Origin of the sequence: Vibrio cyclitrophicus (assembly GCF_024347435.1) — a bacterium.
GTDB classification, from domain to species: Bacteria; Pseudomonadota; Gammaproteobacteria; order Enterobacterales; family Vibrionaceae; genus Vibrio; species Vibrio cyclitrophicus.
On sequence record NZ_AP025481.1, the window covers coordinates 284,797 to 310,039 of the forward strand.

The following is a 25,243-nucleotide window of genomic DNA, read 5'->3' on the forward strand; positions in this document are numbered from 1 at the left end:
CTCAGTTATATACACTCTTCATGCTGATACCTCATTTGTTTTTGGGAGTCGTTCTCCCTTTACCCTCTGATATGGATACCAGCGGCGGCTAATTTGTCATTCTGGGCTCGGAGTATCGTTTGTTCATATCCAATTTGATCAATAACTCCGGTTAATGTCCTATTCTTAACTTAGGCTAGAAAAAATCACTTACGGGAAGGGAGTCGTTATAAAAATGATAAACATGTCAATTAGATGGCGTCTTATTTTTCTTTCCACCGTTTCTGTATTCATCATGCTTGGATTTACAGTCAATGAAGTGTTGAAGAACGATAAAAAAATGAGTCACCTTGAGACAACCCGCATTAAGGTTGAAGCGCTTCAATCTTTTAATACTATTTCAAGTGATGCGTATCGATGGTTGGTTCTGTCTAATGATTCCCCCGAAAAAAGCCAATTACTATCAAGACTGCAAACTGAACTTGATAGGCTATCTCAGTTCGAGAGAAGACTTCAATCGCTCGACATTACTTGGACCGTCGAACCACAATTGTTAGAACTGAAGCGTGTGTTAGTTAGCCTAGGTGGAGCTGTAAAAAGTACAGGCGCAATTCCAAACAATGACAATACACAGCTAACAGAGCGCGCTTTCGATTTGCTAAAAGATGTATTAATGGAGTTGTCCGAATATCACATTAATTTAGTCGATGAAAAAATCAGTCAAACCGATGCGGTGTTTATCAATCTCACTAATTACGTATTTTGGACACAGAGAGAAGCGTGGTTAAGTTACCGCTTATATCGTTCTCCAGAACTGAAAGATCAATATCTGTTGAGTTATGTGGGTGCTTTAGAAAGGCAGCAACAGCTGCTAGCGACGTTTTTTCGCTCGGGTAGTCGCTCGCCTGAAATTAGAACACTATTAAAGACGTTTTCCAAAGACGAATTTCAAGACAGTTTTACTGCACGAATTCTGAAAGGAGATTTCTCGTCACCTGAAATATATGAGCATGTTGAAGGTTTAGAACGAAAGAAGCAGGCCATTTCAGAAGCGGTGAGTGCTTACACTCAACAACTTCAATCTGATTTGACTAGAAATATTGCGTTGCAGAAAAGACAAACTTTGATTATGACATTATTGATTCTTGTCGTTTCAGGTGTTTTGCTATGGTTGGGTATCGCGACTTCTTTACGTTTAAACCGAAACTTATCACTCATTTTAAAAGGGGTTTCTGAATGTGCGGATAGTTACGGTAAGCCTACGGTTATTGAAGTGAAAGGTAACGATGAGCTAGCCGAGTTTACTCAAACCCTGAATCGAGTAATGGAGCGTAATCATCAACACAATAAAGAGCTAATTGAAGCAAAAGAGGATGCGATTTCGGCAAACAAAGCGAAAAGTGCGTTCTTAGCTAATATGTCTCATGAGATACGAACGCCGCTCAATGGCATTATCGGTATGGCCGAGATCTTATCCCAGAGCCAACTGAGTGCTAACCAACAAGAGGTACTCGAAGATATAGAATCGTCTTCACATTCGTTGTTGGTGCTGCTCAATGATATTCTCGATCTTTCTAAGATAGAGTCTGGCAACCTAATGCTGTCGCCACATAATGCCGATTTGCGAGAAGCGGTTTATGACTCAGTGAGTGTGATTTTGTCGAAAGCGATAAGTAAAGATATTGAACTCGATATCAATATTGACGCTCAAACCCCACGACAACTGTTTTTCGATGAATACCGCGTTCGACAAGTGCTGACAAACCTGTTGTCTAATGCCATCAAATTTACGTCTAAGGGAATCATTACAACGGATATTGCTTATACACCGATGTCTATGGGCAGAGGTAAGCTCGAGTGTAGTGTATCTGATACCGGGATTGGAATTGAGCCTGAGAAGTTAGAATCCATTTTCGAACCCTTCACCCAAGAAGATGGTAGCATTACACGCCAATTTGGCGGCACAGGGTTAGGGCTTGCGATTTGTCGTCAACTTGTGGATTTGATGGGCGGTTATATTACCGCGCGTTCGCTGAAAGGAGAGGGCTCGACGTTTACTTTTTGTCTGTATGTCGATGTCGTTGAAACTCATGTCCAAACTTTCGAGACTTTAAGTTATGCGACTATTATCTCGAACTCTTTTAATTATCTCGATCAACTGGTTAAAGAGTGTGGTCGCTTGAACATCAAACCTAACGTTGTTTCATCTATATCGGCACTTGATGAGAGCTTAAAAGAAAGTGACTTGGTTTTTTATTGTCACACGCTACATCACTCTATGAGGAAAGATCTTGCAGCGTTAAAGGAGTTATATCCACTGACACGCGTCATTGTGTGTCAGCATCATTTATTTAAAACCAATCTCATACCAGAATCGGTCCACTCGACCCATACATTACCTTTTTTAGGAAGACGATTCCTAAACAGCCTGCAGTCTCTTGATATAGGTGAAGAGCAAGCACCACAGGTGGTATCAAAGGATGAAGAAGTTCGTGCCTTGAATCGACGTATTTTAATTGTTGAAGATAACCTGATGAATCAGAAAATAGCCAGTTTCTTCTTGGAGCAAGCGGGCTATGAATATTTGATTGCCAGTAATGGGCAAGAAGCGGTCGATGTGATAACCCAAGGAGCTCAGTTTGATGCAATCTTAATGGATTGTATGATGCCGGTTATGGACGGTATAACGGCAACTCGAGCGATCCGACAGTGGGAACTCGATCAGCAAGCTATACCACTGCCTATTATTGCGTTAACCGCTAGTGTATTAGAAGAAGACATCAAAGATTGCTTTGAAGCAGGAATGAACGCTTATTTACCGAAACCTTATAAGTCTCATCAGCTTTATGATCTCTTTAGTAGTCTTGATATCGTCTAGTCGTTTTGTTGCCGAGCTCAGTTTTCATTGAGTGATGTTATTGTGAAGCGCCTTTAACGTTCTCTATAGCGCCATAGAGCTTCATTATTAAATGAAGAATAGGGTTATCTCCAAACGACTGCTAAGTATCTAGCGAACTTCCAAGCCAAGGTTGTACTGGGCAAGGCAACGACCTACGTAACTTATTTTTAGTAATGCAGCTACCAATATGGTACTGATGTGTGCGACGATCTGGATGGACAAAGAGAAATGGTCGGCCAAAGGATAGGCAATGATAATGCTCAGTAGCATGAGCAAGGCAGTAATCGCTAAACTGAAGTTTGATACAGAAAGTAGAGTTTGAAAGCGTTGAGTCATTGTCTTCATATTGAATTCCTAATTGCCAATAATAATTATGATACTTGTTATCAATAGCAATTAGCGTTCCAGTTGTTCTAAATTAATATTATCAATGCTTTATATTGAATTTAAATACCAATAGGGTCAAATTGACTCTGGTGGGTTTGCGGTCAATGTGACTCGATCGTGTGCTTAATTACCATTGTCTAAACCCGCAAGTATCGATATGGAATCGAACTCCAGAATATAGCCCCAATCCAACGTTGTTTTTTTGCCCGAATTCAGCATGAATCTTTTTAAGTTTAACGTGCAGATCGCTTCGAGAAATGCCGTTGGCAGGAACGAGATCTAAGGCACAGAATTCCAAATGTTTGCTTTGCAGAGCCCCTCCAGCCTGCTGGTTGTAAATCTTAGAACGTTCGCCTGAAACAGGGATAACAATACCAATTTCAGGCTCGATGTATTGTTGTATGTATTTCAAGGTATTGATCATGTTAGGCACGTTTTTCTTATTGGGAAGGGTAAACAAAGTGGTGTTACTCATTGCCCAGTCTGTTCCTTGAAGTAGCACTAAATGCAATGGCATACTTTTGGTCACACCAGCATCTTTGAGCTGTTGCCCAACTTCCTTTACTTTATCTTCTGCATGATTAAGAAGCATCCAACCTCGAAATGCCGATCGAGTCGGAACCTTGTACCCATGAACATCGACAACGAGATCGTCATAAGTAATTTCTGTCTCTTCGGTATACAGTCGTTCAAATTCTTCAGGGTAGGGCTGTGCGGTTGATAAAGCTAAGGTAATCAGAATACTTGCGTACATAAGGTCTCTCCATCGCTGATGTTCACCTAGTTATTTTTGTTCCTACGGTTGCTCTGTTTTCTTTAGTTTTTCAGTGTTCTGTAGTTGTTCAGTTTCATGCGGTTACTTAGGTATGCTTAAGTATAGACGTTAGAATCTAGGTACAAAAAAACCCACTACAAAGAGTGGGTTATGAGGGCGTGTTGACCTTTCGAGCTGGTTTTTGCAGCGAGTTGCTGGGTATTTATACAAGACAGAGGCGTCGATGTGTAGACAGCCTACATGAGAAGCCGATAACGCAGTAGAAATGACCAGCAAACGCTGCCCGAAGGGTTCGGCTAAAAGCGCTTTACTCTTTGTTGAGGGAGATTTGCTTAGAATGACTAGGCTACTTCTCCCTTGCCGCGATTAAAACGCTTTTATCTCGAACAAAATTTAACCTCGAAAGGTCAACACGCCCTAACATTATTGCAAGTAAATTCGCTAGGTTAGATTACTTCTTACCTTGGGTTTGCTTGTCTTCTTCTGTTAGTTCACGAATACGACGGCTGATATCGCGACGCGCTTTAGAAATCTCTGCGCTCTTAATGATGTGGTCATCAACACGGTCTTCGTAGTCTGCTTTCATGTTTTTGATAATGCCTAAGATTTCGTCATGAGTCATTTCTGGCTTGATGTAATCAAGTAGGTTATCAAGGAGGTCGACACGCTTGCGGTTGTCGCGAACTTTCTTTTCGTTGTCTAAAAGTTCACGCTTAAGTTTGTTCTTACGTCGTGCTTGGTTAACAATTTCAAATACGCTGCTCATAGATTCCTTTTCCTATTCGTCAAATACGTTGTCTGGTTCTGATTAAAGCACATCAATTGATGATGTAACAGTCTTTAGATCAAAGCGAAAGTAAGCTTGTATAATTATTCGGCAGTCTCGCTGATACGTGATTGTTTTTATCTAAGTGTTCACGTTAGTATCCAGTATAGATACTGCATTGATACGAAATGTTAAATGAAAGAACAACAATTGGAAATAGTAGATTCGGTGGAGCATGCGACTGAATCTTCAGTAGAGAAAAACAAGCTTCGTGAAGCATATGTCCAAGAGCGTACTTATTTGGAAGTCGTGGAAATAGAGCTTAATCGTTCTAAGATCATATTGATTGATGAGCAAGGTAGAAAGAAACGAGTACCAATTTTGTCTGAGCACTAGCTATTACTGGCTGAATTGTTAAGTGTTGAGGTGGAATTATCAAAAATAATAAAAAGGAAAAACGATGAACACAGTACTTTCCCCAATTGAAGCGAGAATCATTGGTTGTTTGATCGAGAAAGAAGTGACTACTCCCGATCATTACCCACTGACACTGAATAGCTTAACAACGGCTTGTAATCAAAAGAGCAATCGTGACCCAGTTCTTTCTCTGTCAGAGTCAGATGTTTTAGATGCGGTTGATGGTTTGATTGCGCGTCGCATGGTGAGTGATGAAAGCAGCTTCAACAGCCGTGTTAATAAGTATCAACATCGTTTCTGCAATACTGAATTTGGTGATCTGCAGTTTACCGAGCAAGAGCGTGCGATTATTTGCTGTATGTTACTTCGCGGTGCGCAAACACCCGGTGAACTTCGAACTCGAACGGGCCGCCTAGCGAATTTCAATGATGTGAAAGAAGTGGAAGCTACGTTAGAGAAATTAGCTGCAAGAGAAGCTGGTGCATTAGTGGTCAAACTTCCTCGCGAAGCGGGTAAACGTGAATCTCGTTACCAACACTTGTTGAGTGGAGAAGTTGATGTTGAAGCGTTTGAGACGGCATCTGTTGGCGCGGCTACGCCATCTGCGACGAGCGAAAAGTTTGAAGAACTTGAATCTGAAATCGCAAGCCTAAGAGCAGAAGTGGCGGAGTTGAAAGAGTTGGTTGAATCACTGCTTTAAATGACGACGTCTAATAAAGATGCGGATTGGGTCGTGTATCTGATCCGCAATAAAAACAACGCGCTCTATTGTGGAGTAACTAACAATTTAGAGCGTCGTTTTGAACAACATCAGCAAGGTAAAGGTGCAAAGGCCTTAAAAGGTAAAGGTCCACTTAAGCTAGTTTGGAGTTTTAGTGTCGGGTCTAAAAGTGAGGCATTGAAAACCGAATACGCGATCAAACAATTGCCCAAATCTCGTAAAGAAAAATTGGTATCACTCAAATTAATCATTGAGTGGCAAGAAGATAAAATTCAATATACCGAAGTCTCATAAATCATAGCTAAAATATTCACTATTGAACTAATTATTAAGAATGAAGAATTGTACGATACTTTTTAAGTTATTGATTTTTAATAAATATAAACCGTTTTGTTGTCTTTTTGATACTTGCATTAGGGCCATCAGTTTTTATATCAATATCAGATTGACTAATTACTAATTTGGAATGTCGTTCTAATTAGTTTTAGACGCTATCATTTATCGTCGTTGTCCTACATAATATATTTCAGCCATACAAAGAGATGGTGTCATGCTAGGTTAAAAAATGAGCCAAAGTAGCTCATATAAAACGAGAAAAATATGAAACGTTTATTGATGTTGTTTGGACTTGCCGTATTTTCTGCGTCCGCTCTCTCCCACGGTACCCGTGTCCTCAATGGGTATTGGGAATACCAGGATTATCTTGCTAAATTTCCAGAACAAAAAGCGCTGACGGATAAGATGGTCGAAGCTGTACAAAACCACCCCGTGCCATTAAAGCGAGCTCAAGATAGACCGATCACAATTTCTGTTGTTTACCCTGGCCAACAGATCTCCGATTATTGGGTCCGAAATATCCAAGCCTTTGAGAAACGTCTCGACAGGTTAAGAATTAATTACCAAATAAACCAAGTGTTTACTCGTGTCAATGCGGATATATCTCAGCAGAGTATTTCTTTGCAAGAGGCGATTGAAAACAAGACGGATTACTTAATTTTTACGCTAGATACAACTCGACACCGTAAATTTATTGAGCATGTATTGAGCTCTACGGATACCAAGTTGATCCTGCAAAACATCACCACTCCAGTACGTGCGTGGGCAGACAGGCAGCCATTTATGTATGTGGGTTTTGACCATGCAACAGGCAGCTTGAAGTTGGCGGACTATTTTAAACAAGTGACACCTCCTAACAGTAAGTACTCGGTTCTATATCGTTCAGAGGGCTACATTAGTGATGCTCGTGGCGATACCTTTATCCATGATGTAAACACAGATACTAATTTTGATCTCAAGTCTTCTTTCTACACTAAATCAGATAAGGAAAGTGGTTACCAGGCAGCTAAAATCAGCATTGCGAACAATAAGGATCTAGACTTTATCTATGCATGTGCAACTGATGTCGCTCTAGGTGCTGTAGAAGCGATTCGTGAGTCGCGTAAAGATATCTTAATTAATGGCTGGGGAGGCGGTTCTGCTGAACTTGAAGCGATTGAGAGAGGTGACTTAGATGTTACTGTCATGCGAATGAATGACGATACGGGTATTGCGATGGCAGAAGCTATCAAATGGGACCTTGCTGGGTTGGAAGTTCCTACCGTTTATTCTGGTGAGTTCGAAGTTGTCACCAAAGAAGACTCTCCAGAACGTATTTCAGAACTTAAGAAGCGTGCATTTAGGTACTCAGGCCAATAATGAAGAAAAGCTACGCCAATACACCAAGAAACACTTTAGCCAAATTAATTACCCGTATTATTATTTTAGTGATAGGGGTGATGGCGCTTGGCGTGCTTATTCATAATTATGAGACCAGTAGTAATATTGTGAAACAAGAGACCAATCGAACCGTTCAGCAAACATCAAGCCTGATCCAAAACATGTTCGACTACCGTTTGTCTGTTCTTCAAATTCACCAAGATAGTAGTTCACACAGTCAAACTTTAAGAGGGTATTTTGATACTCATAATGAAGAGGCGTTGAGCTATTTTTTCTTTGGTGTTGATCAGCGGGAGCCTGCTCACGCGCCAGATTTACGCTTTATTTCTACTCATAATGGTCTAGTTTGGGACGATGGAAATGGTCAGTTTTATGGTTTAGACAATACGTCATTAGAGAGTATCTCTAATGAAGTATCGTTCAGTAGTAATTGGCATTTTTTGAAGCTAGCCACCGATATTGGCGACCGCCATTTATTGGCACGAAGAACACCCATTATTGATAACGCGACCGGTGAGGTTCTTGGTCAGTTATATATTGCCATTGTGCTAGACAATAACTTCTCTCTTGCAGAATCTATCCAACAAGGAAGTAATTGCGAAAATATTGTCATCGAGGCTAATGGAGCGCCAGTTACTTCAACGTTCAGTGGTGACGAAAGCTATACGATAACGGATATTCTTGCTTACGAAGTCCATGATGAATTACCTCTCCACTTCGTCACTATCACGACGATTCAGATAAACGCCGTTGATACACCACTCACTATTCGAGCGGTGCAAAAAAACACCAATTTTATTGAGTTAGAAGAGAATTATGAGCGCGCCATTATTGTCGTGATCGTTGTGATCGTCTTTATGTCCTTCTTTACGCGAGCTTGGATTCAAAGAAGAGTCGCGGCTGAGCTCGATAAACTGATGAACTTTACCCGTTCCGCAAGTGACAATGATGAATACAACAAGTTTGATGGTTCCAATATTTTCGAGTTCCATCATATTGGTTGCACGCTAGAAGATACCTTTGAACGTTTATCTGAACAGAACCAAAAGTTCCAAGATCTGTTCAATTTTGCTCATTCACCCATTTTGGTCTGGTCTGAAAAAGGCGATTTGATTCAGATGAACCCGGCAGCTCGCATGGCTTTATTTGATGACGATGACAACTATGGTGCGATGGCTCAAGAGTTTGAGAGTCGTATGTTGCCGAACATTCAAATGGTCGTTCAAGGCGCGAAACTGACGGGGATTAATGTGCCAATCGGTGAAAAGGTGTTCCGTTGGAACATGTCTGCGATTCGCGTTGAACACGGTATTACAGGAGTGGTGGTTCAAGGGCAAGATATCACTAAGCTGATAGAAGCAGAGAGACAGGCTGATCGAGCAAGAGAAGAAGCTGAGCATCTTGCGAATGTACGAGCCGACTTTTTAGCTAAGATGAGCCATGAGATTCGTACGCCGCTAAACGGTATTCTAGGTGTTTCCCAGCTGCTTAAACGTTCTTTACAGGGAGAAGATAATCGGGGCCAAGTCGATGTACTTTGCAACAGTGCTGAACACTTACTGGCGGTACTTAATGACATCTTGGACTTCTCTAAAATCGAACAGGGTCAATTTAATATACAGAAAAAAGACTTTCGCTTAACGGAGTTGGTTAATACGTTGGATAGTATTTATCGACCGTTATGCGAGGATAAATCAGTTGTCTTTAGTATTGTGAATCATTTAGTTGATGACGTTGAGATATACACTGATCAAGTTCGACTTAACCAAATTATGTTTAACCTATTGAGTAATGCATTGAAGTTTACTCATCAAGGCAGCATTTCAGTCAACTTTGAGCTAGAAAGTATTTTTAACTCCGACAAAGCCAGCTTAATTGTGCGAGTCAAAGACAGTGGTATTGGTATTGATGAAAACAAGATCGATGCAGTTTTTGAACCGTTTGTACAAGCAGAGGAGACCACAACTCGCGAGTATGGCGGCACTGGTCTCGGATTAACGATTGTAAAAAACCTAGTCGATATGCTTGAGGGAGATATTCAAGTTCGCAGTGTCATGGGTCAAGGCTCTGAGTTTATTGTTGAATTACCGGTTGAATTGCATTCAAAGTCGTTGTTAGGTTACAAACCACAAGCAGAGATTGATCCTGAAACGCTTTTTAGTCGACCTTTAGAAGTATTGTTGGTAGAAGACAATCACACGAATGCATTTATCGCACAAGCTTTCTGTAAAAAATATGGAATGATCGTGACTTGGGCTAAAGACGGTTTAGAAGCAATAGAAATGGCAAAGGCGAATACGTTTGACCTCATTCTAATGGACAACCAACTGCCTAATTTAGGAGGGGTCGAAACCACTCAGAAATTGAGAGATGAGATTGTTTTGTCAACACCTATCTATGCCTGTACCGCTGACGCTCAGAAGTCGACTAGAAACAGCTTCCTAGCCGCCGGGGCAAATTACGTGATTGTAAAACCGATCAAGGAAGAGTCTCTACACCAAGCTTTTGTACATTTTAAAAACTCTTACTGGGAGCAACAGGACTAATCTTTAGCAAAAGCAAAAGCAAAAGCAAATAGTCGTATGGGATTCCTTTATGAAATTGTGGTGAAATATCGTTTTTATTCCTAAAATTTTATAATCACAACATCCCAATAATAAAATGCTACAAAGAACTTGCGATAAAGGCTTGTTCCAACAGTAGTGTTTTTAGCTCATCACTCATGCTTAAGTGTTCGGGAAATTGGATACCAAAAATCCAGCCTTGACCTTGCTTTTTCTTACTCACCACTTTGTAGACCAACTCACTTTCTAAATGCTCGCTCAGTACTGAATTGACTTTGATCTTCCAACCTATATCGATATCAGATTGCTGTGTAATGTAAACACCACAGCCAGAGACAGAAAAATCCACTAACGTTGCGTCAAGTGACAGCGTATCAAAGGTCACTTCACACCCTAGGTGCACTTTGTATCTTTCGTGTTCGCGGATTGGTTTAGTCGCAAAATTAGACGGCGGGCGAAGAAAAATAAGATGCGCTGGCGAAGTGATATGAGCCAGTACATTGGTTTTAAATGCAATGATATGTCCAAGCTCAGTATCGGTAATAGCACGGACAATCATATCAACATTAGTGAGCTTTCTGAGAGTGAGTGCCTCGGTTGCTTTTTGGGAGAGCTCTAAGATCAGGTACTGATCTTCCTTATAGCCAATATACAGGGTGCTTATTTGGACTGAGTCGTCTGGGCCGAATTCCAACACACCTGCTGTTTTTGTACCGGGTTTAAGGTATCTGAACAGTTCTATGTTTTTATCTTTATGCATATTCGTTATTGAACAATGTTAACCATCTGATGAAATAATATAACGTCCTGATAATACTATGTCATTAGTTTCATTAAGGTAATTGCAGGTGTCGAGTAAAAAGGTGAGGTGTTTTCAACAGGAAACAACAGCTTACTCTTGCCGTAAAACAAGATAGACTATTGTTAGTTGTGTACTTAATGGAGAATGAGTAAATGGAACTGGAAACTTTCTTAGAAAACCTGAAACAAGCACCGGAAAGCGTTCAATTTGAAGATACAATGCAAGTGATAGAAGCTAGCTATGATTTTTCTGAGAGTGAATTTCGTAATGGCGATGTGGTTAATGCGGCAGGGCAGAACAATGGTTCGTGTAAGATTTTTGCCTTTGGTTTAGCGTTAGGCCTCTCAGTAGATCAAACGTTGGCTTGTTTTGGTCAGTTTTACCGAAATGACGTACTAGATTTTCCTGAGAATACCGACCATCAAAATATTCGAAACTTCATGATACATGGTTGGGGGGGAGTCGAGTTCTCTCAGCCGGCATTGGTTGCAAAAGCTAAGTAATCACTCATTTAGTTAATCGTGTCTTGAAGCGAGATAATGGTATCTCGCTTCTTTTTGCGTTCTAGTGCAAGTTCATAGGCACAAAAACTACTGAACAGGTAAGGCTGATAGGCACTTACGACACAGACAAACACCTGCTTTTGGAATATTGTCGGTGTCTCGCTTCTCTAATTCAAAGCACCAACACGTCTCTTTTCCCGCACTGATATCACATTGTGCAGGCTCATTGCATTCTGGGCATTGATGAGTTGAGCTAATGCCACTCAGATTATTCATCACTGATTCTCTTTCGTTTTCAGATAACCCTTTCCAGCCGATAATCTCATCCATTGTTCGATGGCATCCACTGCATATGCCGCCATTATTTTTACAAGCCGCTCGGCAAGGTGTTTTCATTTATCTGACCCATGATTCATTTGTGCTGAAATGTAGCATATTTGTTTTCCTTTGCAGAGCCCTGTTAACCAAGAATTGACTCAGTAAAATTAACAAAGCAACTCGTAATTTTAAGGTTTTTCATGTAGCATCTCGCCCCTTTTGTCGAGTGGGGGATATTATGTTTATTGGATTTGATTATGGAACGGCAAACTGTTCTGTTGCAGCAATGGTTAATGGAGAACCAAGCCTATTACCGTTGGAAGGTAACAACCACTATATTCCCTCAACTGTGTTTGCTCCGACTCGTGAAAGCGTTTCTGAGCATCTATTTCGCCATTTGAATATCAAACCGAGCGATGTGGTTGGCGAGCAGGTGTTACGACGTGCGATTGCGTTGAACCGAGAAGAGAGTATTGATTTAGTGCCTGAAGATATGGCATTTGGTCAGGCAGCGTTGGATCTTTACTTAGAAGACCCTCGTGACGTTTACTATGTGAAATCGCCGAAATCTTTCCTTGGTGCGAGTGGGCTACATGATGTTCAGGTGAGTTTTTTTGAAGATTTAGTCTGTGCAATGATGGCGAATATTAAACACCAAGCCGAACTGACGACTCAAGAACAGATTAAACAAGCCGTTATTGGTCGTCCGATTAACTTTCATGGTCGAGGTGGTGAAGAAGCAAACCGACAAGCCGAACATATTCTTTCTCGTGCAGCTAAGCGTGCAGGCTTTACTGATATTGCTTTTCAATTTGAACCTGTTGCGGCGGGGCTTGATTACGAAAGTACCCTAACTGAAAACCAAACGGTATTGGTGGTGGATATTGGTGGTGGTACGACCGATTGCTCATTGTTAGAAATGGGACCAACTTGGTCGGGTAAGGCGGATCGTACTCAAAGTTTATTAGCCCACAGCGGGCAAAGGGTAGGAGGGAATGACCTTGATATCTACCTTGCTTTTAAACAACTGATGTCACCTTTCGGTATGGGTAGTAAAGGCATTTCAGGTATCGATATGCCGCTGACTCAATTCTGGAATCCAATTGCGATCAATAATGTTGAAGCGCAAAAGAACTTCTATTCTCGCGAAAACCTAGCGGCCTTGAAGTTACTTCGTAAAGAAGCTTCAGATCCTCAAAAGTTAGATCGCTTGATGAGGGTTTATCACGATACTCTAGGCTACAGCATTGTGCGTCGAGCTGAAGAAACCAAAATTGCTTTAGCTGAATGTGCTCAATACCGAACGGCGATTAATGTCGCTTCTGAGTTAGTGGAAGTTGATATCTCTGTTGAACAGATGATCGAAGCTATTGAAACACCAAAGTCTAAGATGATTGAGTTAGTAAAAGAAGCCATTCAACAAGGTCAGAAAAAGCCAGATGTTATCTACATGACCGGTGGTTCGGCTCGATCTCCAATCCTTCGCCAAGCAGTAGAAGAAGCTGTACCGAATGTACCGATTGTGAGTGGTAACTATTTCGGCTCAGTAACAGCAGGTCTGGCTCGTTGGGCTGAGGTTTGCTTTAAATAAGAACGAAAGCTATGAGTTATTGAAGGCAACCCATCACTGATTGGTTGCTTTTTTTGTATCTGGCTTCGATGAATTTCCGCTGAGTTACTTTTTCTTCTCTAAAGCAGTGGAAATTATTTTACCGGGTTAAATGTTTCAAATGCATTCTAGATGTTACAAGGTGTTTCAAGGTTAAAAGTTTGTCATATAATGGTCTGATGAGTAATTTTAAATTTTGATTTTTAATGTTTATTTGGTGATTAGAAAACCAAAAATTTTGATGTTTTTATCTCAAAAAGTAACAGTTCGCATTTGTGTTTTTAGTTTAATTTATTGTTTAAAAAGGTTTTTTTGTTTTTTATAGTGCGAATTTTTTTATTTTACATATTTTAATGCAACTTTTTGTCATTCGTATATTAGTGTTTGTCCACTTGTTAAATGCAGGTAACAACTTCTCCGTAAGCACGAGGTTGTTAGTGAATAACTCACCCAGTTACATAATGGATATGACAATGAATAAGAAACTTTTAGCGCTAGCAATTTCTGGTGCAGTATTTGGTACACAGGCAGTTGCAGTAGAGCTTTACAACGAAGACGGCACAACATTCTCAGTTGGCGGTCACGTTTCAGTCGCAGTTGGTGATGTAAACAGCGATGACCGTCTTAACAGCGATGATATCGGTGTAGAATCTGTTTCTCCACGTATCAACTTCGGTGCAACTCACGATCTTGGTAACGGCTTTACTGCTGATGCTAAAGGTGAATGGGCGCTAAACATGCTTGACGGTGGTGAAGAGTCATTCACAACTCGTCTTGGTTACGTTGGTCTTTCTCATGACGATTACGGTCGTGCAGCAGTAGGTACTCAATGGGCACCTTACTACAACGTTGCTGGTGTAGCAGATATGTCAATCGCATTCGCGAATGACTTCATCTACGAAGATCACGGTAACCTAGGTACTGGTCGTGGCGAAGAAATGGTTAGCTACGGCAACGCTATCGACTTCGGCAACGCTGGCTCTCTAAACGCAGCTGTTGCATGGCAAGGTCGCAAAGCTGATGGTGCGAACGAATACGGCAACCGTGCTCAAATTGCTTTGAATTACGCGATTGCTGACGTTACTGCGAACTACGCATACAACACCGGTGATGTTAACTACTTTGGTGTAGTGGGTTCAAAAACTGCTGATTCTCACGTATTAAGTGCAACTTACGGTTCATACGGCGCTGAAGGTCTTTACCTTGCTGGTGTATACGCAATGAACAACTACATGAACTCAGGTAACGGCCAGATTCTTGAAGAGTCAGTTGCAATTGAATTACTAGCTTCTTACGCTCTTTCTAACAGCCTTAACCTAAGCGTTAACTACGAAGCGGTAGAAGACGACAAGCTAAGCGATACAGTATTTGCTACTACTGCTCTACAAGCTGAATACAACTTCACGTCTCAGTTCGTAGGCTTTGCTGGTTACCAGTTCGACCTACAAGGTTCTGGCGTTTACAAAGAAAAAGCTGACGACCAGTGGCTACTTGGTGCTCGTTACTACCTATAAGTCGCAGACTAATTTAGCATAGTGTTTACTCCTTAAGTTTACCTTTTAGGATACTGTCCTAGACACCATGCTAAGCCCTCTCTGATCTCTTGATTAGAGAGGGCTTCTTTCGTTCTATACGCATCTGTTTTAGTTTTTCCTTCATGTTACCTAGCCATTCATTTCATCTACGTAGCTATGCTCTTGTCATCAGTTCTTATATGTCGCGATCTTCGGATAAAAGTATTTAAATCATTAAATTGAGCTAAAGATCAGAATTTAGATGTTGATAACCATCTTGTCGAAGATTCTCTCTTTATGTTGCGGTAAACTTTGCACTCCAAAAAATAGTTCAGGGACAAACTATGAGCAGCGTTGTAGATCAGGAACAATTGATGAATTCGAAACGAACAGCAACTCCAACTAAGGTGCTGTGTGTTGGGCGTAACTATGTCGATCACATCGAAGAACTCAATAACGCAATTCCAGACTCAATGGTGGTTTTCAATAAACCGAGCACCAGTGTTACGTCATCTCTGTCTTCTTTTCATCAAGAAGCGCTGCACTACGAGTCAGAAATCTGTTTTATCGTTGAAAATGGTCAGTACTCCGCTGTGGGTTTAGGGCTAGATCTCACTAAACGTGAATTGCAAAGTAGCTTAAAAGCGAAAGGTTTACCTTGGGAGCGCGCCAAAGCATTTGATGGTTCAGCCGTATTTAGTCGCTTTGTTCCAACTGATAACTTAGACCTCGCGGACTTGAATATAGAACTGTTTATCAACTGTGTCCGCGTTCAAAAAGGACACGTTGAACAGATGCTCTATTCCCCGAAAACTATCCTCGAAGAGTTGTCTTCTTACACGACATTACTCGACGGTGATGTCGTGATGACGGGTACCCCTAAAGGCGTTGGAGAAGTACACCGCGGCGATATATTCCTTGGTCGCCTTAAGTGTGGAGAAACGACATTGATTGAGATTGAATGGGTAGCGAGTTAACCACATTGGTTTTTTTAGTTAATAAGTTGGTTTTACTGGCTGTTGGTGGTTGTTAATTCGAATAATTAACCATCAAGCAACGGGTTGCATCTAGAATGGCGTTTGTAATTGATATAAAATCCGGCTCCGTTTTTATCAATACTGAAGCTCATGATCGACTTAGCCATTTTACCTGTTTACCTGACAGCCGTTGTTGCACTTCTCCTTTTACCTGGTCCTGATATGTTACTGATCGCGAGCTCAAGTATGAGCTATGGTCGTAAGGTCGGTGTGTTTGCGAGCCTAGGTAACGCGACTTCTGGAATTATTCTGACAGTGCTGGCGGCGATGGGTGTGTCGGCATTGATCGCTATGAGCCCTATTGCTTTGAAAGCGCTGCATTTATTAGGTGGTGCATACTTACTTAAAATGGGATGGGACTGCCTTCGAACCGATCAGGGAGAAGCGGCCGGACTCAGTGACAATGCTGCCGCTAAGTCGTATTACCAAAGAGCGTTAATTAGTAATCTGCTTAATCCAAAGGCGTTGGTTTTTTTTGTGATGTTTTTGCCTCAATTCGTTTCTACAAATATTGAAGCGACCTCTGGTGAACAGATGCTGTTTTTGGGCCTATTATTGAACGTTCTTGGTTTGACGTTTAATTTTCTTCTTGTGGCTTTGGTGGGTACTATTGGTAAGCCTCTCGTAGAAAACGCAAAGTTTCGTACTTATCAGCAGAAAGTGATGGGCGGCGTGTTTATTGTGTTAGCGGTTTGGATGCTTTCTTCTTTCTTTACTGCTTCAATTACCTAAGTAAAGCACATGATAACGGCTCATTGCCGATAAAAAATGGACGCTTAATGCGTCCATTTTTGGTTCTGCTAAGTACGAATTGTCTTATTCGAATATCGAGTAAACTCTCGCTTCACCGACTAAGAATTCAGCTCTTTTTGGTGCTGTTCAATTAGTTTCTCCATGAACTTTTCACCACGTAAACGAGTGTCTTCATACGTCTCTGTTTCTTCAAACTTTGTCACTGTTTCATAGTAGACTTTCACTTTTGGCTCTGTGCCAGAAGGGCGGACGATAATACGTGAGCCATCTTCAAGGTGATAAATCAGCACGTCACTTGTTGGTAAGTTAATGGTTTCAGTATCGCCACCAACGATGTATCGCGAAGAGGATTGCAGATCTTCAATCACAGAGATAGCGACCTCGTTTATAGCTTTAGGTTGAGCAGCTCTGAGTTTAGAACCAATAGATGGCGAGTCAGGGTCAAGCGCAATACTTCTCTGAGCGTTAGTATGGACGCCATGCTCACGCGAAATTTGAGCGAGGAGATCCCAGATGGTTTGACCTTGAGATTTCAACTCTTCAACTAATTGAGCGAAGACAACGATAGCCGATAGGCCATCTTTATCTCGTACCTGAGTGCCGATTGTGTAGCCAAGGGCTTCTTCATAGGCGAACAAGAACTCATTCTGCTCATCCTCCAACTGCATCCCAATATTCGCCAACCATTTAAAGCCCGTTAGCGTTTGGAAGTAAGTCGCGCCGTGGGATTGAGCCACTTTTTCAAGCAAGGTTGAAGATACAATACTGTTACCAACTAATTGGTTTTTGGTGTGCGGCTTCGATAATAAATAGTGAGCGAATAACACACCTACTTGATCCCCAGTCAGCATCTTGTAAGAAGCATCATCGGTTCTAATTGTATCATCGATTCTAACTGCAACGGCAAATCGGTCTGCATCTGGGTCATTAGCGCAAGCGATGTCGGCATCAACACTTTTGGCGAGGTTAATAACGAGATCCATTGCCCCTTTTTCTTCGGGGTTCGGGAAGTTAACGGTCGGGAAGTGACCATCGGGCTCTCTTTGTTCCGGTACACTGAATACTTTGTGGAATCCAGAATCATGGAGAAGATCTTCAGCCATTTGTGCACCTACACCATGCATGGCGGTATAGGTAATGGTTGTTTTAGCGGCTTCGGTACTGTTGTTTACATGCGGGCTCTGATTAATCGCAGCTCGATAGGTTTGATAATATCCCTCGGTGAGCCACACTAATTTGCCTTGCTGTTCTGCATCACTCAAGTTCATTAAAGGAATAGGTTTGGCTGCAGCAGTGTCGATTTCAGCTGCAATGCCTGCATCGTGAGGGGGAATAATTTGCGCGCCATTTTCCCAGTACACCTTGAAGCCATTATATTCTGGTGGGTTGTGGCTAGCCGTTACGACAACAGCAGCCGCCGCATTAAAATGCTCAATACCGAAAGCCACAATAGGTGTTGCTGCCACGTTAGAGGTTAGGTAAACCTTGATCCCCAAAGCCGTAAGCACGGAAGCTGTATCAATGGCGAACTGCTTTGAATCTAAGCGCCCGTCATAGCCAACAACGACACCGCGAATGGTGGCATTAGCGACATGCTCGATTAAATAGTGGCCAAGTCCGGTTGCTGTTTCCTGTATTACTAACCGGTTCATTCGATTTGGACCGCATCCAACTTTGCCTCGTAGACCTGCTGTACCAAATTCTAACCGTTGAATAAAGCGATCTTCTAATTCGTCGTTCATCCCCTCATCGATGAGGTACTGTAGCTCTTCACGAGTTCTTGGATCTGGGTCTCTCGCTAACCAGTTCATTGCATCTTGCATAATCACTAAACCTTTTCATATCGGGATATCTTTCTGTTGATTTAATTTAAGTGATATTGATTATCATTTCCATGAAAGCAATCGTAAAACTCGATTTAAAATAAATTCCAACAGCAAGGGAAGGGCATATGGATAAAGCTACTTCAATAATTGTCTGTTTAGTAAGCACACTTACCTTGAACAATTGGATATCACTAACTAGCCTTTTACATAAATATAACAAAGTTTGACAAGTTCGCCGTTTTTGAATCTTTCGTAGAAACTTCCAATGTCTCTTAATCGGAAAGTACATAGGTTGTTTATGGGTCAGTGGTCACTGAGACTGTATCACTTTAGTCGTCGCGTGAGTTGTAGATTGAGATTCAGCCTTTTCATATGTAATCGGAATAACAATGTATGTTGCCCTGCTAGTAATGACTTATAGCCCGCAACAACATTTAAGTCGCAATTATCCAATTAGGAAGGATGAGGAGAGATCTTTTGAAAAGATTATTGGTCAGTCTAGCGTGGCTTTTGAATATTTTTGTTGCGGCCTTAATATCGCCTTTAGTGCATGCAAGTACTGAATACAACATGACACAAGGTGTTACTGAGATTAGCGGTAAAGTGTATGAACTCCATATGCTGATCTTCTATATCTGTTGTGCGATCGCTTTCGTCGTCTTCGGTGTGATGTTTTACTCTATTGTGAGACACCGAAAGTCGAAGGGTGCAGTAGCGGCTCATTTCCATGAAAGTACTAAAGTTGAAATTCTTTGGACGATCATCCCAATCATTATTCTCATCGCTATGGCCATCCCAGCCACCAAGACCTTGATAGCGATGGAAGACACCTCTCAATCAGAACTCACTGTCAAAATTACAGGCTCGCAATGGAAATGGCATTACAGCTATTTTGGCGAAGATGTTGAGTTTTTTAGTCTTTTGGCGACAAGTGATAAAGAGATTGAAGGAATCGAAGTTAAAGGGGCACATTACTTGTTAGAAGTGGATAATCCGCTCGTACTGCCTATCGATCGTAAAGTCCGTTTCTTGATGACTTCTGATGATGTTATTCACTCATGGTGGGTACCAGCTTTTGCGGTAAAAAAAGATACCATTCCCGGTTTCATCAACGAAGCGTGGACAAAGATCGATGAGCCCGGTGTTTATCGAGGGCAGTGTGCAGAGTTGTGTGGTCGTGCTCATGGTTTCATGCCGATAGTGGTGCATGCAATGGAGGAGGATGACTTTGATGGATGGCTTGCGGAACAGAAAGAATTGGCGATAGCCGCAAAGCAAGCGGCTCAAGATGCACTAGATGCGTCACTTTCCTTAGATGAATTGAACGTCATCGGTGAAGAAGTTTACAAAACCCGTTGCGCAGTTTGTCACCAAGCCAATGGGGAAGGTATTCCCGGCGCATTTCCTGCCATTAAAGGAAGTCCTATTGCACTTGGTGATGTGGGTGTTCATATCGATACCATTGTTTATGGTCGCGGAGGTACCGCAATGCAGGCGTTCGATAATCAGTTAACCGAAAAAGAGATTGCTGCGGTAGTGACTTATCAAAGAAATGCTTGGGGTAATGACACTGGCGATGTGGTTCAGGCTTCAGATGTGAACGCTTATAAGGCGAAGCAAGAAGGTGGGTCTGACAACGAACAAAGTGAAACGAACAGTGAACAAGGCCCAACGGATGAGGCACAAAACGATGCTAAGGAGCAGTTATGAGTTCGCCAATCAATAAGCCGGTGAAATCGGCTCCCGCAGAAGGTCAAGCACTGAGTCATTCAGCTGAAGGTTCATTGGACAGCCATGATTTAACTCATGATGATCACGACTCACATGCTGCTCCCAAAGGTTGGGCGCGTTGGCTTTACTCAACCAACCACAAAGACATCGGTACACTTTACCTTTGGTTTAGCTTTGCCATGTTCTTAACAGGCGGCGCCATGGCGATGGTGATCCGTGCGGAGTTATTCCAACCGGGGTTACAGCTCGTTGAGCCAGACTTCTTTAATCAGATGACTACCGTTCACGGTTTAATCATGGTGTTTGGTGCCGTGATGCCTGCATTCACAGGTTTGGCTAACTGGATGATCCCAATGATGATTGGCGCTCCAGACATGGCGCTGCCGAGAATGAATAATCTCAGTTTCTGGATTCTACCTTTTGCTTTCTTGATCTTAATTGGTTCTTTGTTTACTGAGGGAGGCGGCCCGAGCTTTGGTTGGACATTTTATGCGCCGCTCTCGACAACTTATGGTCCTGATAGTACGGCGTTGTTTGTATTTTCTGTCCATATTATGGGGATCAGTTCGATCATGGGGGCGATCAACGTCATCGTAACCATAGTGAACATGCGCGCACCGGGTATGACTTGGTTCAAGTTACCAATGTTCGTATGGACATGGTTAATTACCGCTTTCTTGCTGATAGCCGTGATGCTCGTTCTCGCGGGTGCGGTGACTATGGTACTGACTGACAAATACTTTGGAACAAGCTTCTTTGATGCCGCTGGTGGTGGGGACCCGGTGATGTTCCAGCACATATTCTGGTTCTTTGGGCACCCCGAAGTGTACATCATGATCTTGCCGTCGTTTGGTATCGTCTCGGCTATCATCCCAGCCTTTAGTGGCAAGCGCTTGTTTGGTTACCATTCGATGGTGTACGCGACCTGTAGTATCGCCATTTTGTCTTTTTTAGTGTGGGCACACCACATGTTCACAACGGGTATGCCAGTATTTGCCGAACTGTTCTTCATGTATTGCACCATGTTGATAGCGGTGCCGACCGGTGTGAAAGTCTTCAACTGGGTGGCGACTATGTGGCGGGGGGCTTTGACCTTTGAAACACCAATGTTGTTTGCGATTGCCTTCATTGTTCTGTTTACGATTGGTGGGTTATCTGGATTGATGTTGGCAATAGTGCCTGCTGATTTCCAATACCACGATACCTATTTTGTGGTGGCTCACTTTCATTATGTTCTGGTAACAGGTGCTGTGTTCTCGATTATGGCTGCCGCCTATTATTGGCTGCCTAAGTGGACAGGGCATATGTACGACCACAAGCTCAGTCTGTGGCATTTCTGGACGTCGGTAATCTCAGTGAATGTGCTGTTCTTCCCGATGCACTTTTTAGGGTTAGCGGGCATGCCACGTCGTATTCCAGATTACGCTATTCAATTTGCTGACGTTAACCAAGTGGTGTCGATTGGTGGTTTTGCCTTTGGGTTGTCTCAGCTGATCTTCTTATGGTTGGTTATTAAGTGCGTAAGAGGCGGAGAGCCCGCACCAAGCAAGCCTTGGGATAGAGCTGAAGGGCTAGAATGGACAGTTCCAAGCCCTGCGCCTCATCATACCTTTACTCATCCACCTAAAGTGGATTAGAGGGCAGAGCCATGAGTGATAAGCAAAGCGATCAAGATAAAAACCAACCTAAACGTTCATCCAAAAAGCTGACGGGTTATTTGGTGTTGAGTGTGGTTGCGATGTTTGGTTTCGGTTTTGCTTTGGTGCCGCTCTACGATGTGATGTGTGACGCCCTAGGGATCAACGGCAAAACCAATACGGTTTCTGCCGTTCAACCTCAGGGAATGCAGCCCGACTATTCTCGTACGGTACGCGTTGAATTCATGTCCCACATCAAGCCAGATATGCCGTGGCAGTTCTCGCCCGAAGTTCAAGTGTTAGAGGTTCACCCTGGTAAGGTGATTCAGACTAACTACATCGCTAAAAACCTATCCGGTGCCTCATTGGTTGGCCAAGCCGTACCATCGGTTTCTCCAGGCATGGGAGCCACTTACTTTAACAAAATGGAATGTTTTTGTTTCAATCAGCAACCATTAGAGGGGCACAAGAGTGCCGAAATGGGATTAATATTTTACATTGATCCTGACATTCCTGAATCAATACATACGCTTACACTCTCTTATACGCTGTTTAACATCACGAGTCAGGTGAGTGGAGAGGCAAGTAAGCCTGAGCCTAACGTGCTCGCAAGTAACTAGGGATTTACAGAACCAGTATCAACATAAGGAGTTGAGCGATGAGTTCTAAAAAGGAAGTTTATTTCGTTCCACATCAAAGCCACTGGCCATTGGTGGGTGCTGTAGCACTGTTTTTGGTCGCGGTTGGTGCTGGCTTGACGGTGCAAAATATGGGCACCGACGCAGCCGGTGGTGTATTTGGAAAAGCGGTGTTGTTAGTCGGGTTTGCTGTGCTGCTTTACATGCTCGCAGGTTGGTTTAGCAATGTGATCACGGAATCATTGAGTGGTCTTTATTCTGAGCAGATTTCTCGATCTTTTCGACAAGGTATGAGCTGGTTCATTTTCTCTGAAATCATGTTTTTCGGTGCTTTCTTTGGCGCTCTTTTTTACGCTCGTATGATTTCAGTGCCGTGGATTGGTGGCGCAGGCAACAATGCGATGACCCATGAAGTGTTGTGGCCGATGTTTCAGTCGATATGGCCATTAACGACGACGCCTGATGGTGTGACGACACAAGCCATGCCTTGGCAAGGTATCCCGCTTAAAAACACTATTATACTGCTGCTTTCATCTGTGACGCTGCACATGGCACATATCAGTCTTGAACAGAATAAACGTATGGCTTTAATCGTGTGGTTGGAAATAACCATTGTTCTGGCTGGCTTCTTCCTGTTCTTCCAAGTTGAAGAGTACCTTCACGCTTATCAGGAGATGGGACTGACACTTCAGTCTGGTATCTACGGTAACACCTTCTTTTTGCTGACTGGATTTCACGGCTTGCATGTTTGTTTAGGAACGATTTTTTTGGTTGTATTACTGGCAAGAGTTGCGAAAGACCATTTTTCTCCAAAAGATCATTTTGCGTTTCAAGCGGGCAGTTGGTATTGGCATTTTGTTGATGTGGTTTGGTTAGGTTTGTTTGTGTTTGTGTATGTGCTCTAACGAAATATGCTGGTTTAGCTGCTGGATTTGTATGGGCTTAATAAGGGCGAGGGTTGGGCGTTATCATTCCTGAACCTAAAGCCAGTAATAACAGTAGTACGACAACGACTGACCACATCACTCGACGACCCAAAAAGTGACTGAGCCTTTTTCCATTGTGTTTGCCCGAGGCGATTTGGATTAGACCTTTCATCAAATTGAAAGCGATAAAAAACAGCAAAGCGACCAGTACAATTTTAAATAACAACACAAAGGTAGATAACGCCATAGTGATAACTCCAAACCGATTGATTGATGATGAACACAAGTTCCGCAGTAAAGGTTTTTGGATAGCGGTTGTTTTAACTGTGGTTTCAGTCGGCATTTTAATCAAGTTGGGTTTGTGGCAGTTAGATCGAGGTAACGAGAAATTGCGTTATGAACAGCAATTGACAGAGAGAGCACAGCTATCGCCACAACCTTTAGATGTCGTTATTTCTGAGTTGCGAGAGCAGGGTTTATCTGGCCAAGAGTCATTAAATCCTCAAACCCTAAGCGGGTTAAAGGCTGATGTTGATTTGGTAAATACGAGTGGCTTGATGTTCTTGTTAGACAACCAGATAAACCAAGGAACGGTAGGGTATGTGATTTACATGTTGGGAAAGGTTCGTCTTGAAGATGAAAACAACTCATTAGTGGCTGAAAAACAGTTGTTGATCGATCTTGGGTTTGTTGCGGCAAGTAATGACAGAAGAGAACTACCGCAATTAGGAAGCATTACTGTACCAAGCAAAATGTCAGGGCGCTTGTATACACGCTCAGTGAATCCTTTAAGTCATGAATTGGGTTTAGAAAATACGACACCGAATAGAATCCAAAACCTAAACATAGCAGCGTTATCACAATACACCGGGCAAGAAGTGCTGCCCTTTGTCTTCCAACCTCAGAGCTTAGGTTCCTGGCCTTATGAGTTGTTATGGCGACCGACGGCAATGAAATCTGAGAAGCACTTCGGTTACTCATTTCAATGGTTTGTAATGGCAGCGGTACTTTTGTTTTTGATGTTGTTAATTGGCTATCGGTACTTAAAAGCGACACCTATCACGGAGAACGACGATGGATAAATCTCAAGCACAAGTGAACAGTGAAAGTACGGAGGCAAACATGGCTGAGCTTAGAAGCCGTCGTACTAAGGGACGTTTGGTATTAATCGGACTCGTTCTAATTTTCACTTTGCCTGCGATTATCGCCAAAACTGTGTTGGACCAGAATTGGTATACCTCAGGTGTCACTAACTCAGGCGAATTGGTAGAACCAAGAGTCACGCTAGCGGATTTTGGCGTAACGGTACCCATGGCTGGAGAGGGTTGGTTAGTGGGTTATATCGCACCGATGGAGTGCGAAAGCTTGTGTGAACAACAGCTTCATTATTTGAATCAAAGCTACTTAGCGTTAGGAAAAAACAAAGAACGCGTGACCGCCGTTGTTTTCGTCTCAGAAGGTAATTCGTTATCGGGTTCTCTTGATAAGCCTGATCTATCTTTGTTAGCTGGTGGTGATCAGTTAAGTTCCGAGTTTGCGTCAGCTTCCATTGTGATAATTGACCCACTCGGGCAATTGGTTATGGAATACAAAAGCGTTTCTGATCCTTCGCAGTTAGTCAGCCAATCTAAAGGCATGATTCATGATTTACGAAAATTACTCAAGTTGTCGAGAGTGGGGTAAAGGCCAGTAATTAGTCGGCGTTGATGATTCTAGATAGGGAGA

At 42.4% G+C, this 25,243-nt stretch carries 24 protein-coding genes; 17 read left to right on the forward strand and 7 right to left on the reverse strand.

The features are described from left to right. The first annotated feature begins 274 nt into the window (after positions 1-274). Positions 275-2,857: an ATP-binding protein gene (locus OCW38_RS16315; protein WP_261896512.1), complete on the forward strand. Its 2,583-nt coding sequence runs from the start codon at positions 275-277 to the stop codon at positions 2,855-2,857. A 129-nt stretch (positions 2,858-2,986) separates the two neighbouring features. On the opposite strand, the gene OCW38_RS16320 is transcribed toward OCW38_RS16315, so the two are convergent. From OCW38_RS16320 to OCW38_RS16330, 3 genes are all read right to left on the reverse strand, one after another. Further along, entirely contained in the window at positions 2,987-3,223 is a 237-nt protein-coding gene (locus OCW38_RS16320) for a hypothetical protein (RefSeq protein WP_010428622.1), read from the reverse strand. 169 nt (positions 3,224-3,392) lie between these two features. After that, positions 3,393-4,019, reverse strand: a complete 627-nt coding sequence (locus tag OCW38_RS16325; RefSeq protein ID WP_065612688.1) for a D-Ala-D-Ala carboxypeptidase family metallohydrolase — start codon at positions 4,017-4,019, stop codon at positions 3,393-3,395. 472 nt (positions 4,020-4,491) lie between these two features. Next, complete coding sequence (locus OCW38_RS16330; RefSeq protein WP_004730049.1) at positions 4,492-4,806, reverse strand: DUF496 family protein; 315 nt, start codon at positions 4,804-4,806, stop codon at positions 4,492-4,494. A 195-nt stretch (positions 4,807-5,001) separates the two neighbouring features. Between OCW38_RS16330 and OCW38_RS16335 the strand changes: the two genes are divergently transcribed. The 5 genes from OCW38_RS16335 (at position 5,002) to luxQ (ending at position 10,206) form a co-directional block, all read left to right on the forward strand. Beyond that, positions 5,002-5,202: a hypothetical protein gene (locus OCW38_RS16335; protein WP_016769134.1), complete on the forward strand. Its 201-nt coding sequence runs from the start codon at positions 5,002-5,004 to the stop codon at positions 5,200-5,202. Between the two features lie 64 nt (positions 5,203-5,266). Further along, on the forward strand, positions 5,267-5,923 hold the full coding sequence (locus OCW38_RS16340; protein WP_010428637.1) for a YceH family protein: 657 nt from the start codon (positions 5,267-5,269) through the stop codon (positions 5,921-5,923). Further along, positions 5,924-6,238, forward strand: coding sequence for a GIY-YIG nuclease family protein (locus OCW38_RS16345; protein ID WP_010428640.1), 315 nt, complete (start codon positions 5,924-5,926; stop codon positions 6,236-6,238). Positions 6,239-6,544: 306 nt separating this feature from the next. Beyond that, a complete protein-coding gene (locus OCW38_RS16350; protein WP_010428642.1) occupies positions 6,545-7,639 on the forward strand; it encodes an autoinducer 2-binding periplasmic protein LuxP in 1,095 nt (364 codons plus the stop codon). Continuing rightward, entirely contained in the window at positions 7,639-10,206 is a 2,568-nt protein-coding gene (gene luxQ, locus OCW38_RS16355; protein WP_016769136.1) for a quorum-sensing autoinducer 2 sensor kinase/phosphatase LuxQ, read from the forward strand. Before OCW38_RS16350 ends, luxQ begins: the two co-directional genes overlap by 1 nt. Before the next feature lie 118 nt (positions 10,207-10,324). Here the strand turns inward: luxQ and OCW38_RS16360 are convergent, their stop codons facing one another. Next, complete coding sequence (locus tag OCW38_RS16360; protein WP_010428648.1) at positions 10,325-10,984, reverse strand: PilZ domain-containing protein; 660 nt, start codon at positions 10,982-10,984, stop codon at positions 10,325-10,327. 194 nt (positions 10,985-11,178) lie between these two features. On the opposite strand from OCW38_RS16360, the gene OCW38_RS16365 reads away from it, so the two are divergent. After that, positions 11,179-11,529 (forward strand): HopJ type III effector protein, encoded by a 351-nt coding sequence (locus OCW38_RS16365; RefSeq protein ID WP_010428650.1) that lies wholly within the window; start codon positions 11,179-11,181, stop codon positions 11,527-11,529. Positions 11,530-11,616: 87 nt separating this feature from the next. Here OCW38_RS16365 and OCW38_RS16370 read toward each other — a convergent pair whose 3' ends face one another. After that, complete coding sequence (locus OCW38_RS16370) at positions 11,617-11,925, reverse strand: DUF1289 domain-containing protein (protein ID WP_080573667.1); 309 nt, start codon at positions 11,923-11,925, stop codon at positions 11,617-11,619. A 160-nt stretch (positions 11,926-12,085) separates the two neighbouring features. Between OCW38_RS16370 and yegD the strand changes: the two genes are divergently transcribed. The 4 genes from yegD to OCW38_RS16390 all read left to right on the forward strand — a co-directional run bounded on the left by yegD (position 12,086) and on the right by OCW38_RS16390 (position 16,739). Further along, positions 12,086-13,438 carry a molecular chaperone gene (gene yegD, locus OCW38_RS16375; RefSeq protein ID WP_010428653.1) on the forward strand — a complete coding sequence of 451 codons (1,353 nt, stop codon included), beginning with the start codon at positions 12,086-12,088 and terminating at the stop codon, positions 13,436-13,438. Between the two features lie 491 nt (positions 13,439-13,929). Beyond that, entirely contained in the window at positions 13,930-14,970 is a 1,041-nt protein-coding gene (locus OCW38_RS16380; RefSeq protein ID WP_261896283.1) for a porin, read from the forward strand. A gap of 344 nt (positions 14,971-15,314) precedes the next feature. Continuing rightward, positions 15,315-15,947 carry a fumarylacetoacetate hydrolase family protein gene (locus OCW38_RS16385; RefSeq protein WP_016788887.1) on the forward strand — a complete coding sequence of 211 codons (633 nt, stop codon included), beginning with the start codon at positions 15,315-15,317 and terminating at the stop codon, positions 15,945-15,947. A 150-nt stretch (positions 15,948-16,097) separates the two neighbouring features. Continuing rightward, positions 16,098-16,739, forward strand: a complete 642-nt coding sequence (locus tag OCW38_RS16390; RefSeq protein WP_010428658.1) for a LysE family translocator — start codon at positions 16,098-16,100, stop codon at positions 16,737-16,739. 119 nt (positions 16,740-16,858) lie between these two features. Here the strand turns inward: OCW38_RS16390 and OCW38_RS16395 are convergent, their stop codons facing one another. After that, positions 16,859-18,583 (reverse strand): phospho-sugar mutase, encoded by a 1,725-nt coding sequence (locus OCW38_RS16395; RefSeq protein WP_102421090.1) that lies wholly within the window; start codon positions 18,581-18,583, stop codon positions 16,859-16,861. A gap of 480 nt (positions 18,584-19,063) precedes the next feature. Between OCW38_RS16395 and coxB the strand changes: the two genes are divergently transcribed. The 4 genes from coxB to OCW38_RS16415 are packed head-to-tail and all read left to right on the forward strand — an operon-like array spanning position 19,064 to position 23,497. Further along, positions 19,064-20,296, forward strand: a complete 1,233-nt coding sequence (coxB, locus tag OCW38_RS16400; RefSeq protein WP_102421091.1) for a cytochrome c oxidase subunit II — start codon at positions 19,064-19,066, stop codon at positions 20,294-20,296. Further along, a complete protein-coding gene (ctaD, locus tag OCW38_RS16405; RefSeq protein ID WP_261896288.1) occupies positions 20,293-21,954 on the forward strand; it encodes a cytochrome c oxidase subunit I in 1,662 nt (553 codons plus the stop codon). The genes coxB and ctaD overlap by 4 nt, the downstream gene beginning before the upstream one ends. Before the next feature lie 11 nt (positions 21,955-21,965). Next, entirely contained in the window at positions 21,966-22,574 is a 609-nt protein-coding gene (locus OCW38_RS16410; protein WP_102357123.1) for a cytochrome c oxidase assembly protein, read from the forward strand. A gap of 38 nt (positions 22,575-22,612) precedes the next feature. After that, positions 22,613-23,497, forward strand: coding sequence for a cytochrome c oxidase subunit 3 (locus OCW38_RS16415; protein WP_010428687.1), 885 nt, complete (start codon positions 22,613-22,615; stop codon positions 23,495-23,497). Between the two features lie 37 nt (positions 23,498-23,534). On the opposite strand, the gene OCW38_RS16420 is transcribed toward OCW38_RS16415, so the two are convergent. Beyond that, complete coding sequence (locus OCW38_RS16420) at positions 23,535-23,765, reverse strand: DUF2909 family protein (RefSeq protein WP_010428690.1); 231 nt, start codon at positions 23,763-23,765, stop codon at positions 23,535-23,537. Here OCW38_RS16420 and OCW38_RS16425 point away from each other — a divergent pair. Both OCW38_RS16425 and OCW38_RS16430 read left to right on the forward strand, forming a co-directional pair. Next, positions 23,653-24,600, forward strand: coding sequence for an SURF1 family protein (locus OCW38_RS16425; RefSeq protein WP_261896292.1), 948 nt, complete (start codon positions 23,653-23,655; stop codon positions 24,598-24,600). The genes OCW38_RS16420 and OCW38_RS16425 overlap by 113 nt on opposite strands. Continuing rightward, positions 24,593-25,201: a hypothetical protein gene (locus tag OCW38_RS16430; RefSeq protein ID WP_010428693.1), complete on the forward strand. Its 609-nt coding sequence runs from the start codon at positions 24,593-24,595 to the stop codon at positions 25,199-25,201. Before OCW38_RS16425 ends, OCW38_RS16430 begins: the two co-directional genes overlap by 8 nt. The last annotated feature ends 42 nt before the right edge of the window (positions 25,202-25,243 follow it).

Excerpts from the sequence above, each read along its gene's own strand:
- OCW38_RS16315 (WP_261896512.1), top strand. The coding sequence starts at position 275 with ATGCTTGGATTTACAGTCAATGAAGTGTTGAAGAACGATAAAAAAATG.
- OCW38_RS16320 (WP_010428622.1), bottom strand. The coding sequence starts at position 3,223 with ATGAAGACAATGACTCAACGCTTTCAAACTCTACTTTCTGTATCAAAC.
- OCW38_RS16325 (WP_065612688.1), bottom strand. The coding sequence starts at position 4,019 with ATGTACGCAAGTATTCTGATTACCTTAGCTTTATCAACCGCACAGCCC.
- OCW38_RS16330 (WP_004730049.1), bottom strand. The coding sequence starts at position 4,806 with ATGAGCAGCGTATTTGAAATTGTTAACCAAGCACGACGTAAGAACAAA.
- OCW38_RS16335 (WP_016769134.1), top strand. The coding sequence starts at position 5,002 with ATGAAAGAACAACAATTGGAAATAGTAGATTCGGTGGAGCATGCGACT.
- OCW38_RS16340 (WP_010428637.1), top strand. The coding sequence starts at position 5,267 with ATGAACACAGTACTTTCCCCAATTGAAGCGAGAATCATTGGTTGTTTG.
- OCW38_RS16345 (WP_010428640.1), top strand. The coding sequence starts at position 5,924 with ATGACGACGTCTAATAAAGATGCGGATTGGGTCGTGTATCTGATCCGC.
- OCW38_RS16350 (WP_010428642.1), top strand. The coding sequence starts at position 6,545 with ATGAAACGTTTATTGATGTTGTTTGGACTTGCCGTATTTTCTGCGTCC.
- luxQ (WP_016769136.1), top strand. The coding sequence starts at position 7,639 with ATGAAGAAAAGCTACGCCAATACACCAAGAAACACTTTAGCCAAATTA.
- OCW38_RS16360 (WP_010428648.1), bottom strand. The coding sequence starts at position 10,984 with ATGCATAAAGATAAAAACATAGAACTGTTCAGATACCTTAAACCCGGT.
- OCW38_RS16365 (WP_010428650.1), top strand. The coding sequence starts at position 11,179 with ATGGAACTGGAAACTTTCTTAGAAAACCTGAAACAAGCACCGGAAAGC.
- OCW38_RS16370 (WP_080573667.1), bottom strand. The coding sequence starts at position 11,925 with ATGAAAACACCTTGCCGAGCGGCTTGTAAAAATAATGGCGGCATATGC.
- yegD (WP_010428653.1), top strand. The coding sequence starts at position 12,086 with ATGTTTATTGGATTTGATTATGGAACGGCAAACTGTTCTGTTGCAGCA.
- OCW38_RS16380 (WP_261896283.1), top strand. The coding sequence starts at position 13,930 with ATGAATAAGAAACTTTTAGCGCTAGCAATTTCTGGTGCAGTATTTGGT.
- OCW38_RS16385 (WP_016788887.1), top strand. The coding sequence starts at position 15,315 with ATGAGCAGCGTTGTAGATCAGGAACAATTGATGAATTCGAAACGAACA.
- OCW38_RS16390 (WP_010428658.1), top strand. The coding sequence starts at position 16,098 with ATGATCGACTTAGCCATTTTACCTGTTTACCTGACAGCCGTTGTTGCA.
- OCW38_RS16395 (WP_102421090.1), bottom strand. The coding sequence starts at position 18,583 with ATGCAAGATGCAATGAACTGGTTAGCGAGAGACCCAGATCCAAGAACT.
- ctaD (WP_261896288.1), top strand. The coding sequence starts at position 20,293 with ATGAGTTCGCCAATCAATAAGCCGGTGAAATCGGCTCCCGCAGAAGGT.
- OCW38_RS16410 (WP_102357123.1), top strand. The coding sequence starts at position 21,966 with ATGAGTGATAAGCAAAGCGATCAAGATAAAAACCAACCTAAACGTTCA.
- OCW38_RS16415 (WP_010428687.1), top strand. The coding sequence starts at position 22,613 with ATGAGTTCTAAAAAGGAAGTTTATTTCGTTCCACATCAAAGCCACTGG.
- OCW38_RS16420 (WP_010428690.1), bottom strand. The coding sequence starts at position 23,765 with ATGGCGTTATCTACCTTTGTGTTGTTATTTAAAATTGTACTGGTCGCT.
- OCW38_RS16430 (WP_010428693.1), top strand. The coding sequence starts at position 24,593 with ATGGATAAATCTCAAGCACAAGTGAACAGTGAAAGTACGGAGGCAAAC.